Raw genomic sequence first — 12,907 nt, 5'->3', positions numbered from 1 at the left:
CGGGCAGCCCTCAGTGGGACCTGCGCCGCTCTAATTTCGCGAAGCGGTCATGGCTGTTTTTCCTACCCTGTTTCTGTCACATGGCGCGCCGGATATGGCGCTGCACGCGAGCCCATTGCGGGAGTTTTTGATTTCCTTAGGGGAAAAGCTCGGCAAACCGCAGGCGATCCTCATTATGAGCTCGCATTACGACATGGCGCAGCCCTCCTATAGCGCCGATGAAAAGCCGGGAGTGCTCCATCATGATGTGGAGGGCTATCCGGAAGCTGCGCGCTCCATTGATTATCCCGCTTCCGGCCTGCCGCAGCTCGCGACGATTGCCGCCACTTTGACGGAACAATCCGGTCTGCCGGCGCAGGAAATCATCGGCCGGGGTCTCGATCATGGTGTCTTTGGACCCTTAAGCCTGCTCTATCCGGATGCTGATGTTCCGGTCGTGGAGGCGGCGATCCAGTCGGAGCAGGGGGCGGGCCATCATTATGTTCTCGGCCAATGTCTGGCGCCTCTGCGCCAGCACGGTGTCCTGATCATCGGCTCTGGCCGGTTGACGGCTCCGGCGGAAATTATCGAGGAAGAGGCGCCCGGTGCCGCGCCCGCCTATGCCTTTGCAAGCGAATTCGCCGAATGGATCAAAGAGAAGGCGGAGGCCGGAGATGCGGATTCGCTGATCGATTACAAAGCCTTCGGGCCGAATGCCCAGAAGTGTCATCCGAAACCGGACCATTTCATGCCCTTTACTTTCGCTCTCGGCGCGGCGGGTGCTGGAACGAACGGCAAGGGAGCGAAGGGCAGGCGCATCCATCATTCCGTGCAGAACAGTGTCCTGATGATGGATGCTTTTCTGTTCGAATAGAGGCGAAATTTTCTAAAAACAATAAGAGCAGCTCGGAAGGTTCCGAACTGCTCTGATATTCCCGGTGCTCGCGAACCTGAAAATGGGCGCGAGCCGTCCCGCAGCAGCGGAAAACCGCCTCAGGATTCCTTGATCTGGTCGAAAGCCTCGAGCGCATGCGCTGCATACATGACTGAAGGCCCGGCTCCCATATAGATTGCCGTCGCCATGGTTTCGGCGACCTCTTCCCGCGTTGCGCCCTGTTTTGCCGCGCCTTGCGCATGATAGGCGATGCAGGGTGCGCAGCGAACCGCCACGCCTATGGCGAGGGCCACGAGTTCCTTGGTCTTTCCGTCGAGGGCGCCCTTCGCATGCGCCGCTTTTCCCATCTCCGAAAAAGCTTTCATGACATCAGGTGTCGCGCCTTTCAGGTCGCCTACGCCTTTGTTCATGACCTCGATCAAATGTTTCCAGTCTTCGATCATCTCGCGTCTTACTCCAGGGGAACCGCACTCTTCGTGATGAGCGGCGCTTTGAGCAAAACCAGCGCTCATCACGGCTTCCAGAAGATTCGTGACGCGAATACCTTACAGGAAATCATCTGGATTATGCGCTCTTATAACGCTGGACCTTTGGCGAAAGGTCCAGCGGCTGTCAGGTCTGAGCGTGTATCGCCGTCGGTAACCGATCACCAATGCCGGTAATAAACCGGCCGGCGATACACGCTGCGGTGGACGACGACGGGCGCTGGCCGAACATAGGGCGCGCGACGCACGCCGACCGCTCCGTGAGGCCCGACGCATCCGGCTCGATAGACGCCCCGCGCACAAGTGACCGCTTTTGCATCCTGAGGAGTGAAGATTACGATGGAAGCCAACAGGCCCAGCAGAAGAAGAGCAAATTTCATTGGAAGACCTCACTTCGGTTAGCTGCAGTCCGATGCATCGAAATCATCGGCCCGATGGGTTAACGGCAAAAGGTCCCAAATGTTCGCGGCCGGGAAGCATTCGTGGCGAATTCCGCAAAAGCGAACGGGGGGTAATCGGGAGAAGAGTAAACCAACCCGGCCCAACAAAAAAGCACGGCATGTGTTCCACTGCCGTGCCGATTCATTCAAATCTTTATCGGTCAGACGCGCTATATGCCGTCTGGAGCGCGACGATCAGGCCCAGGGGGTGGGCGCCGGCACTTCGCACGGGCCTTCCATGGAGGGGCTCGCAAAATCGGCCGGTCCAATGACCTCGATATATTCCATATCGGGCGAATAATCGAACAGGTAATGCACGATACCCGGCTGCTGATGCACGCAATCGCCGGCAGAGACCAGTGTCTCCTTGTCGCCATACATGAAGCGCGCCCAGCCCTTGAGCATGATCACGACGTGGAATTGCGCCTCGTGAATATGCCAGCCGGTGCCTTTCTCCGGTGCCTTGTTGGCCTTGACGACCTGCACGAGAACCCGCCCACCTGTGGCGTCGGCGACGCCGAGGTCACGATAGGAGAAGAAATCCCGCAAACCGTCCGTGCGGAATTCGGTGTCACCCGGCTTGTTGTGTGAGAAGAGATTGACAAAAGCATTATTGGTCATGGTGGTTCCCCACTGATCTTTACATCACGCCAATCCCGGCAAAAGGATATGGCACGCTCCCCAATCTTCGCCATGCTTTTGAAAATGCGGTTTATTTGAGACAGAAACCCATGACCGCGCATCGCGATTTTCAAGGATAAGGCGCCCCTGAAGCGTTGGATTTTCGACGAAATCGTTGCCAGCGCTCCAAGCTTTCGGTCAAGCATCCACTCGACCTGAAAAGTGCAGAGCTCTTTTCAATTTGATGCTTTGGAAGCCTTATTGTGCATCGCATATAAACTGGAAAAATCAGAATACCAAGCTGTAATCTTTGGCCAATTTGAAATTCATTGTTGCCAGAATTGCGAATGATCGGCGAGCTTTACAGTCTGTGCGCAAGACAAGTTTCAGTATTATCTTGAATATTTTGGCGGATGCTCGCCGGGGAAGAGGACTTCATGTAAAGATGTAAATTTTTGTAAAATCATTTATTTTGAAAACTTGTCCATTTGTCCGCTGTTGCTTTCAGGCGGTGCCTTCGATCAGCCGTTTGGCGGCGGCGCGCGCCTCGGCGGTAATTGTGGCGCCTGCCAGCATGCGGGCGATTTCCTCGCGCCGCTGCGCGGCTGCCAGCACCTTGATCCGTGTGGCGATGCTTTCGCTATCGCCTTCGGCGCCCTTGAATATGCGCCAATGGTTGCTGGCGCGTGCCGCTACCTGCGGCGCATGAGTTACCGCGAGCACCTGAACACCGCTGGCGAGACGGGCGAGCCTGTGCCCGATCGCATCGGCGACGGCGCCGCCGACACCAGTGTCGATCTCGTCGAAAACGAGCGTGGGGGCCGAACCGCGATCGGCGAGCACGACTTTCAGCGCAAGCATGAAACGGGCAAGTTCGCCGCCGGAGGCGACTTTCATCAAAGGGCCGGGGCGCGTCCCGGGATTGGTGCGGACCCAGAATTCGACTTGGTCCATGCCTTCGGGACCCGGTGCCTCCTCGCGTATTTCGGTCATAAAGGTCGCGCCTTCGAGCTTCAGTGGCGGCAGTTCCGCCATGACCGCGGCGTCGAGCCTTTTAGCCGCCTCGCGCCGTGCCCTCGTCAATTGCGCGGCTGCCTGCCTGTAGCGCGTTTCCGCTTCCTCCGCCGCCTTCCGGAGGTGGGCGAGCCTGGCCTCTCCGGCATCGAGCAGCCGCAGATTCTCGGTGAATTGCCGCGCGAGTGCCGGAAGATCATCGCTTGCGACCCCAAATTTTCGGGCAGCAGCGCGCAGCGCGAAAAGGCGTTCCTCAACCTTTTCCAATTCCCGAGGATCATAATCGGCGGCTCGCAAGGCGTCATCGAGGGCTTGCCCCGCGAGGTCGAGAGCGCCAAGGGCCGCGTCGAGTGCCAGGATCGCGGGCTGAAGGAGGGTGGGCGCCTGTGTTTCGCGCCGCTCGAGGCGCCGCAGGATCGAAGCCAAGGCGGGAAGCGGCGCGTGATCGCCCGCGACCGCATCATAGGCATCGCGCAATTCGGAGGACACTTTTTCTGACTGCATCATCGCCGCGCGCTGTTCGGCAAGGCGGCTTTCTTCATTTTCGCTGACGGCGAGTGTGTCCAGTTCCAATTGGGCATGGCGCAGATAATCAGCCTCCGCGCGGGTTTTCACCAGCCGCTCTTCCTCTTCGACCTGTTCCCGACGCAAGGCTCGCAAATGGGCATGGGCATCGCGCAATTGCGCGACTTCGCCTTGCAATCCGCCGTAGAAATCGAGCAATTGGCGATGCAGGGCAGGATTGACCAAAGCCCTGTCATCATGCTGGCCGTGAATCTCGACAAGGCTACGCCCTATCGCGCGTAAAATCTGGGCGCTGACCGGCTGATCATTGATGGAAGCCCGCGTGCGGCCATCGGCGAACTGGATGCGCCGCAGGATCAGCGCGCCATCGGTTTCGATTTCCTGCGCACGGGCGGCTTCCACCGCCGGATGGCCGGGGGGCAGTTCGAAAACGGCCGTCACCTGACCTTGCGTTTCACCTTGCCGGACGAGGCTGCCATCGCCGCGCGCGCCGAGCGCCAAGGAGAAAGCGTCGAGCAGGATCGATTTGCCCGCGCCGGTTTCGCCGGTCAAAATAGTCAGACCGGGCCCGAGTTCGAGATCAAGCCGGTCGATCAGGACGATATTGCGGATCGAAAGCGTGACGAGCATGGGGGTCGAGGATTTTCCTCCCCTTGATCACCGAAGACCAATGATCACCGAATATACCACCATTCCGAAGGAATAAGACGGTACACTCTCGCAAACCATTGGAATCGAATGATTTGCGAGAACGGAACCCGGAATTCCTGCGGATTCCGGGTATATCAAGCCGAATTTCGGGGGCCAGAGATCAGGAGCCGGGTTCTGGTGCGAGTGGGAAGAAGAGGGTGGCGGCGCGCGCTGCGCGCCAGGGAAAGAAGCAGAAAGCCGAAAGGTCGGCAAGCCCGGTTTCTTTGAACCTGCGTCTTTCAGGTCAGAGCGTTGCGGAGATAACCGGAAACGCTCTGCTCAAATAATCACCGTATTTTCAATGAACGCGAAAGGTTCAATGCGCCTCTTCGGCCGGTTTACCGTCTGGCGTCACCGCAGCCCAGGTCTTACGCCAAGTCTTGGTAAGCCAGTTTTCTTCTCCAGGCGTTTCGTTGCTCGCGGTTGGTGCCGCAGGCGCCGTGGGAGCGGGCGTGATCGAAACTGTGCCGGACGCCTTGTTCTTTCCGCGTGCTGGAGCCGAAGCGGCGGTGGATTTGGCAGGTGAGATCGGCGTGGCACTCGCCGCCGGGGCCGGGGAGGGCGCCGAAGCGGCGGCGGAGTTGGCTTCCGGTGCCGGAGGCGGCAAGACGTTGTGGAACGTCTTGGTAAACCAGTTTTCTTCCGCAGGCGCCGAGGTGTTCGCGGTCTGAGCCGGCGCCTCGGGCGCGGCGGCAACAGGTTTCACCGGCACATTGATGGGGGCAGGGGTAGCCACCGGCGCCGGCGCTGTCACGGGCGCCGGAATTGCCACTGGCGCATTGGATGCGACGGGCGTGCTGATTGGCGTGGGCGCCGGCGTGTCACCGGGTTTGGCGTCCGGTGGCGGCGGCGGCAAAATGCTGCGGAAGGTTTTGGAAAACCAATTCTCTTCCGGAGCCGGTCCATCTGTATTTTCGATCGGCGGCCGCATGTCCGCCGGAGCAACCGTCGGCAATTCAGGCGGGCCTCTTCTGCCGGATTTCTTGCCGGCTGGTAGCCTCGCGGGCAGGTCGGCGGCATTCGCATGGGCCGAAGGCGTTCGGGCAGAGGGGGCAGGCGGCGCAATATCAACCGTTTCGCCGGGTTTCTGCGCGCCATCGCCCTTGGCGGTGAGCCACGGTTTGGAAAACATGCGCGCGATCCAGGAATCTGGCTGTTCCTGCGGCTTCAGGCCCTTGTCCTGCAAAAGCGCATAGGCATCCTTGTACCATTGCGATTCCGGAAAATTATGCCCGAGCACGGCGGCGGCCGTCTGCGCCTCGTTGATGATGCCGAGCGCCAGATAGGATTCCGTCAGACGCATCAACGCTTCTTCGGTGTGGCGCGTCGTCTGGAATTTGGCGAGGACCTCGCGGAAGCGATTGACCGCCGCGGTATAATTCTGGATGCCTTGGTAATAGCGGCCGATGTACATTTCCTTGCCGGCCATCTGATCGCGGCAGACCTGCAGCTTATATTTCGAGTCCTCGGCATATTCCGATTTCGGAAATTTCTCGGCGATCACCTGAAAGAGCTGAGCCGCTTTGACGGAGCGCTCCTGATCGCGGCTGACGTCGGGGATCTGATTGTAGTTGGACATGGCCGCCAGATAATAAGCATAGGCGACATCCGGCGCGCTGGGATAGAGCGTGTAGTAACGCTGCGCCGAGGAAATGGCGTCCTCGTAGCTGCCGTTTTGATATTGGGCGAAGGCATTCATCAGCAATGCCTTCCGCTGCCATTGAGAATAGGGATATTGCTTCTCGAGCTCGCCGAATTTCTTGCCGGCTGCCTCGTAATCCTGCTTCTTCAGGCGCGCGAGACCCTGATTGTAGATATCGTCCGCCGGAACGTCCGGGATCACTTTCGCTTCATATTTTTCGCCCTGGAACCAATTCGCCGGGTTTAGGCTCTTTTCAAGGTCGAAAGCATGGCTGTAGGAGCTGCCTGCCAAAAACAGCGTGGCGCAGGCGAGCGGCAAGCGAGCAAGGCTCAAATCAGGGAGCGGCAAGCGAGCGAGGCTTAAATTAGAGAACGGCAGCGAGGCGAACTGGGGCGATTGCGAGCGCCGCCAAAAATACCCCCTGACATGCAATGCCTCTGTCATCTTTAGAACCGCCTGTTGCCGAATGGGCCGAGCCCGGAAGACGCGCGGGAACCCTTGGGATTCCGGCGTTGGTTCAATCCGATGTGATCGCTCTATCACATCGCCCGAGAAAAGAGCCACGCTTTTCATGCTCTTGGATTGCTTTTCATGGAACCGGCCGGAGAGCGAAGCACCGGGGCGAGGCAATGACAAGTTCAGGTCCAAAACCCCTTGCCCCATTTTCCGCGCAGCCGGATCGAAACATCGTTTCCACACAGAACCACGGATTTCCGGAGATTCCATGGCATTCCGTTGCCGATAGCATCACTCCACGCATCGACGCCTAGGCGATGCTTGTTCAGGCAAACCGGTCCCATCGGTTCTAGAGCAAGTTCAGATGTTTCCGAACTGCTCCACTTGAAAACGCTCCCGGCACGCCGGCACTTATTGGAAGATGCTCGGTCTATTGTGCAAAAACCGGCCGAATCCGCAAGCTTGGCCATGAAAGGTCCAAGGGCGGATTCGACCGGCGCGACATTTTGCCAGGAGGCGGGATTGTTTCAACCCCGCCTGGAATGAAGGGACAGCGCGGAGATCAGCTCGACTGGCGGCGCAGAAAAGCGGGGATTTCGAGCTGTTCTTCTTCATGGCTGCGGGGCGGATAGCCCACACGGCCATGGGGCGGTTCCTGCATGGCGCGGGGCATTGGCGCCTGTGCCGGGCGCTTGGCATATTCGGCATGGACGGGCGCGGGGGCCTGACCATGCGCCTGCTGCGGCGGATAGGCCGGGCGCGCCTGAGCGGAAGGCTGATGCGGCTGCGGCTGCGCCGGAGCGGCCGGCCGTTCGCGAGGGCCGGTTTCGTCTTGCCGGCTGATGCCGAAGGAAGCCAAACGCTCCAGGAGCGTGCGCCTTTTGGCGTCGCCATGGGCTTCGGGCTGCGCCTCGCCGCGCTGTGCCCGGATTTGCTCCTGCACCGGCATGGGCAGATCTTCCAGACGCGGCATGGCGCGTGGCCGGATGACCGGATTTTCCGCCGCCGGCGGAATGAAGGGACCGGGCTCGAAAGCTTCTTCCGGGATTTGCTGGACGGGGACCGCGGAATAATGCTGTGCTTGCGGCGCCACCGGCTGTACATGCACGCCCTGAATGTTGACGCCTGCGGCCGGGGCGGTCTGAATCGGCGCTTGCATCGGGGCCTGAGCGACGCGGGCCGGAGCCTGCGGTATCGGGGCATAGCCTTGTTCGGCGGTTTCATAGCCCATAGGGGCTGCCTGCGGCGCATTGGTATAGACCTCGACCGGCGCGCGCGGCACGCTGGCTTCGATCGGCGCCCGGGCCGCCGTCTGCGCACGCAGACGGTTGGCGACTTCGCTGATCCGGCTTTCCGCGGCCGTCAGTTCCGGCGCGCCGGCCGGCTGGTCGATGCCGGTCGCGACAACCGACACGCGCACGATGCCGTCGAGGTTCTGGTCGAAGGTCGCGCCGAGGATAATATTGGCGTCTTCGTCCACTTCCTGGCGGATGCGGCTGGCCGCCTCATCCACTTCGTAAAGGGTGAGGTCGTTACCACCCGTGATGGAGATGAGCAGGCCACGGGCGCCCTTCATCGACACTTCATCGAGCAGCGGATTGGCGATCGCCGCTTCGGCAGCCATGAGCGCGCGCTTGTCGCCGGAGGCCTCGCCGGTGCCCATCATCGCCTTGCCCATCTCGCGCATGATGGCGCGGACGTCGGCGAAATCGAGATTGATCAGACCTTCCTTGACCATCAGATCGGTGATGCAGGCGACGCCGGAGAACAGAACCTGGTCGGCGAGCGCGAAAGCGTCGGCGAAAGTCGTCTTTTCGGTGGCGATGCGGAACAGGTTCTGGTTCGGGATGACGATCAGCGTGTCGACGGATTTCTGCAATTCATTGATGCCGGCCTCGGCGACGCGCATGCGCCGCGCGCCCTCGAACTGGAACGGCTTGGTGACGACACCGACTGTGAGGATACCCATGTCACGCGCCGCCCGCGCGATGACCGGCGCGGCACCGGTGCCGGTGCCGCCGCCCATGCCTGCCGTGACGAAGCACATATGCGCGCCAGAGAGGTGATCGCGGATCTCCTCGATCGCTTCCTCGGCTGCCGCCCGGCCGACTTCTGGCTGCGATCCGGCGCCGAGACCTTCCGTTACCTGCAGGCCCATCTGGATGATCCGGTCGGCCTTCGAGGCTGTCAGCGCCTGTGCATCCGTATTGGCGACGATGAATTCCACGCCGATCAGGCCTGACACGATCATATTATTGACCGCATTGCCGCCGGCGCCTCCTACCCCGCAGACCATGATATGGGGCTTCAGTTCCCGGAGTTCCGGAGCTTTGAGATTGATCGTCATTGTCTGGCCTCTCGACATGGCGCCCGGTCCGGGACAGCCCAGGTTGTTGATGTTCGCCGCATGGCCTCGTTGGCCCTTGGCGCCTCTCCCTGAAATCGGCCCACAATGGTGGGCCCGAGGATCGGAAGAGGAAACCGGAGCGAGCTCCGGCCGGTGATGGTAGAGGGCGGGAGCCGCATTTCCCGCCCTCCGGAAATTTAGAAACTGTTGCGCAGCCAGCGCCCGACCCGGTGCATGTAGCGATCGGATTCGGCCGCCGGCGCGCGCCCGGAGCCGGGACGGAAATGCTCGATTCCTGACACCTGCGGATAGATCATCAATCCCACCGCTGCCGAGAAGGCCGGGCTTTTGGCGACGTCGGGCAGGCCCTGGACGCCGAGCGGCCGGCCGATCCGCACCTGGCCGGACACGATCCGCTGGGCCATTTCCGAAAGGCCGGTCAATTGGCAGGCGCCCCCCGTCAGCACCAGCCGGCGCCCTGCATGGGCGGCAAAACCGGCGGCGTGGAGACGATCGCGCACGAGTTCCAGAATTTCCTCGACGCGCGGCTTGATGATCCGCACGAGATGTGATTTCGGCACATGGGTGGCGTGATCGCCATCCTCATCGGCCTTGGTCACCGCGATCATGTCGCGTTCGTCCGAGCTCGAGGCGAGGCAGGCGCCATGCAGCGTCTTCAGCCGTTCCGCATCGGCGAGCCGCATGTTGAGCCCGCGCGCAATATCCATCGTGACGTGATGGCCACCGACGGCGAAAGCATCGACATAAGTGAGGGATCCACCGGAGAAGAGGCCGATCGAGGTGGTGCCGCCGCCCATGTCGATCACCGCCGTCCCGAGTTCGGCTTCATCGTCGACGAGGGCGGAAAGGCCGCTCGCATAGGGGGTCGCCACCATGGCGTCGACGCCGAGATGGCAGCGTTCGACCGCCAGCATCAGATTGCGCACGGCAGCGACATCGCAATTGAGGATATGCATGGCGGCGCCAAGCTCATCGCCGATCATGCCGCGCGGATCGCGGATCTGGCGCGTCTCGCCGATCGAAAATCCCATCGGCAGGGCATGCAGCACGGCTCTTCCATGCTGCATGCCGCGATGGGCGCAGGCTTCCAGCACGCGGTGCACGTCATTTTCCCCGACGTTGCGGGACAGGAGCGAAACTTTGGCGTCGAAAAGCTGTGAGGCGAGACGGCCGCCGGTCACATTGATGATGACGCTTTCGACCTGCACGCCGGCCATACGCTCGGCCGCATCGACGGCGAGACGGATGGCGCTTTCCGCCTCCAGCATGTCGACGACGGTGCCGCCCTTCATGCCGCGCGAGCGCTGATGGCCGATGCCAAGAATACGGCAGCGGTGGGTGCGCCCGCGCAAGGTGTCCGACGCCTCGGCGGGATTGAGCTTGGCGATCAGGCTGACGATTTTGGACGTGCCGATATCGAGCACGGAAAGAATCGTGCTCTTTCGGCTCGGCAGTGGACGCAGGCGTGGCGCGAGAGCCGTCGTCATGCCCGGTGTTCTGGGCGGTTGTCCGGCCATCTGCCTAGCCCCCCTTCTTTTTGGATGATTTATGCGCGAGCAATTCCTGGCGGGCGGCGGCCGCCTCTGCCGAGAGATGCGCGACCATCCGGCCCTGTTGCCGGAAGTCGAGTGAAATCACATCTTTGTCGAGCACGCGCGACTGCCGCTGAAGAAATGCTAGTGATTCGACCGCTGCCTTGGGGTCGGTCTCCGGCAGCAGGACCTCGATCCCATTGCGCATGGTGAGGGTCCAGCGGCGCTTGGCGACATAAATGCCCGCGCGGATCTCGTCGCGCAGATCACCCGCAGCCTCGAGAATCGACAAATATTCGGCGAGATGCTCGTTGGCGCCCTCTCCGGTCACAAGCGGCAGATGGAAGAAACGATCATCGCGCAGCCAGTCGATCGGCGTGCCGTCACGCGCCACCACCTGCACCTCGCCATCCTTCTGCCAGAGAGCGAAAGGCTGACGTTCGTCGATTTCTATGAGAAGCCGGTTTGGAAACAGTTTGCTGACGCTGACGCTCTTGACGAGAGCGATTTTGGCCAACCGTTCGCGAACGCTCGCGACGTCGAGGAACAACAGGGAATTGTTGGGTCCGATTCCCGCGCCGGAGAGGATTTCCTCTTCCTTGAGTTCCTGCGTACCGGTGATGGTGATGCCCTTGATGCCGAAACCAAAGGCTTTGGCGGCGAGATCGCGCGGAGCGCCATAAGCGGCGACGAATTGCGCATATTCTCCGCCTCTGACCGCGCCGTAGAGACCAACGGCGCCCAGAAAGGCCAGGGTGAGAAAGAGGCCGAAACCCGGCCTTCTGAGGCGCGTGCCGAAACTGCGCGTCTCACCTGTTTCCACCGGCGCACCGCGGCCCGAGCGCGGTGACGCGGCATCGCGCCGTTCCCACGAGGCTCCGCCCGTGCTCGCATAGGCGAGACCGGCCGGCGCCAGGGCGCTTTTAGAAAAACTCAACGATCGCAGGAGGCGTCGTCCACCATCCATCGAACAAGCTCACCAAACGAGAGACCGGCATAGGCCGCGATTTCTGGCAGCAGCGAGGTCTCCGTCATGCCGGGCTGGGTATTGACCTCCAGAACGATCAATTCGCCCGTCCCTTCGGGACGGTCGTCGTAACGGAAATCAGTCCGGCTCACGCCACGGCAGCCGAGCGCTCGATGCGCCTTGAGAGATAAGAGTTGAACATTTTGGTAAATATTTCGTTTAAGTTCTGCCGGAAGGATGTGGATAGATCCGCCTTTGCGATATTTGGCGTCATAATCGTACCAACCGCCGTCGGCGGCCTTTATCTCTATGACATCATAGGCCTTTTCCCCGATTACGGCACAGGTTAGCTCGCGCCCCGCTATGTAGGATTCCACCAGAAGACGGTTACCGAAAGCCCAGTCGGGACGCGTTAACTCTTGTGGCGGATAGGCCTGATCCTCACGCACGATGAAGACGCCGAAGGAGGAACCTTCGTCGAGCGGCTTGATCACATAGGGCGGTGGCAGGACATGTTCCCGCGCGGCTTCCATCCGGTCGACCGTGAGGCCGCGCGCCACCGGCACGCCGGCGGCGGAGAGCACGTCGCGGGCGCGGTCCTTGCGCATGGCGAGCGCCGAGGCGAGCACGCCCGAATGAGTATAAGGAATGGCCAGCATTTCGAGAATGCCCTGGACGATGCCGTCCTCGCCGAATCGCCCATGCAGGGCATTGAAGGCGACATCCGGGCGCAGCGCCGCGAGTTTTTCGCCGACGTCACGATCGACGTCGACCTCGGTGACCATGAATCCTTCCCCGCGCAGGGCCTGCGCGCAGGCCGCACCGGAATGCAGGGACACTTCCCGCTCGGCGGAAAGTCCGCCCATCAGTACGGCCACATGTTTCGCCACGATCCGCTTCTCCTGAATTTTGCGGCCCGAGTCCTGGCGGCAACGCGTGGGAGCAGGGCCAAATGTCGCCGCGCGGACTCCGGCGCGTCGGTGTGTTTTCCCGGGTCTGTTTTTTCAGCCAGTTTGCTGTGGCTGTTCTCTCATCCGTCGCCGTTCGCCGCTCTTGCCGTGGCGGAGTCGCTGCCGCGCGAAACAGGGGCCGCAAAAGCGGCAATGCGAAGGTCTTCTTCCAAATCTCATTAACCCAAATTGTTGGGGTTAATGAGGTCCGGCGGAAAGCCGCCGCCCCGCAGTCGCGGGGGCCAAGTCTCAGTGACTCATTCTCATTGCGACTTGCTATTCGAGGGATTTAGAAGGTTTATGCTTAACAGGATGTTACCGCCGTATCGAGCGGCCGCGCGGT

General features: G+C 61.1%; 10 protein-coding genes. 1 reads left to right on the top strand and 9 read right to left on the bottom strand.

The annotated features are described in order from the left end of the window. Positions 1-49 precede the first annotated feature (49 nt). Positions 50-853: a DODA-type extradiol aromatic ring-opening family dioxygenase gene (locus tag DL88_RS11135; protein WP_034995958.1), complete on the top strand. Its 804-nt coding sequence runs from the start codon at positions 50-52 to the stop codon at positions 851-853. Between the two features lie 119 nt (positions 854-972). Here DL88_RS11135 and DL88_RS11130 read toward each other — a convergent pair whose 3' ends face one another. The 9 genes from DL88_RS11130 to DL88_RS11085 form a co-directional block, all read right to left on the bottom strand. Further along, the gene (locus tag DL88_RS11130; RefSeq protein WP_034995955.1) at positions 973-1,317 is read right to left on the bottom strand and encodes a carboxymuconolactone decarboxylase family protein; all 345 of its coding nucleotides are present in this window, start codon (positions 1,315-1,317) and stop codon (positions 973-975) included. 203 nt (positions 1,318-1,520) lie between these two features. Beyond that, positions 1,521-1,739, bottom strand: coding sequence for a hypothetical protein (locus DL88_RS19910; protein ID WP_084705126.1), 219 nt, complete (start codon positions 1,737-1,739; stop codon positions 1,521-1,523). A 255-nt stretch (positions 1,740-1,994) separates the two neighbouring features. Next, entirely contained in the window at positions 1,995-2,420 is a 426-nt protein-coding gene (locus DL88_RS11120) for a cupin domain-containing protein (protein WP_034995950.1), read from the bottom strand. 504 nt (positions 2,421-2,924) lie between these two features. Continuing rightward, positions 2,925-4,589: a DNA repair protein RecN gene (gene recN / locus DL88_RS11110; protein ID WP_034995946.1), complete on the bottom strand. Its 1,665-nt coding sequence runs from the start codon at positions 4,587-4,589 to the stop codon at positions 2,925-2,927. A gap of 376 nt (positions 4,590-4,965) precedes the next feature. Continuing rightward, positions 4,966-6,624 (bottom strand): outer membrane protein assembly factor BamD, encoded by a 1,659-nt coding sequence (locus DL88_RS21020; RefSeq protein WP_305953016.1) that lies wholly within the window; start codon positions 6,622-6,624, stop codon positions 4,966-4,968. Positions 6,625-7,309: 685 nt separating this feature from the next. After that, the gene (gene ftsZ, locus DL88_RS11100) at positions 7,310-9,094 is read right to left on the bottom strand and encodes a cell division protein FtsZ (RefSeq protein ID WP_034995944.1); all 1,785 of its coding nucleotides are present in this window, start codon (positions 9,092-9,094) and stop codon (positions 7,310-7,312) included. A 197-nt stretch (positions 9,095-9,291) separates the two neighbouring features. Further along, positions 9,292-10,602, bottom strand: a complete 1,311-nt coding sequence (gene ftsA / locus DL88_RS11095) for a cell division protein FtsA (protein WP_034995941.1) — start codon at positions 10,600-10,602, stop codon at positions 9,292-9,294. Between the two features lie 34 nt (positions 10,603-10,636). After that, positions 10,637-11,584 (bottom strand): cell division protein FtsQ/DivIB, encoded by a 948-nt coding sequence (locus tag DL88_RS11090; protein ID WP_245270779.1) that lies wholly within the window; start codon positions 11,582-11,584, stop codon positions 10,637-10,639. Next, complete coding sequence (locus DL88_RS11085) at positions 11,581-12,504, bottom strand: D-alanine--D-alanine ligase (protein ID WP_034995936.1); 924 nt, start codon at positions 12,502-12,504, stop codon at positions 11,581-11,583. Before DL88_RS11085 ends, DL88_RS11090 begins: the two co-directional genes overlap by 4 nt. Positions 12,505-12,907 lie beyond the last annotated feature (403 nt).

This window comes from Beijerinckia mobilis (assembly GCF_000745425.1).
Taxonomy (GTDB): domain Bacteria; phylum Pseudomonadota; class Alphaproteobacteria; order Rhizobiales; family Beijerinckiaceae; genus Beijerinckia; species Beijerinckia mobilis.
Note: the sequence above shows the minus strand (reverse complement) of the source record. Positions and strands in the feature narration are given on the sequence as shown.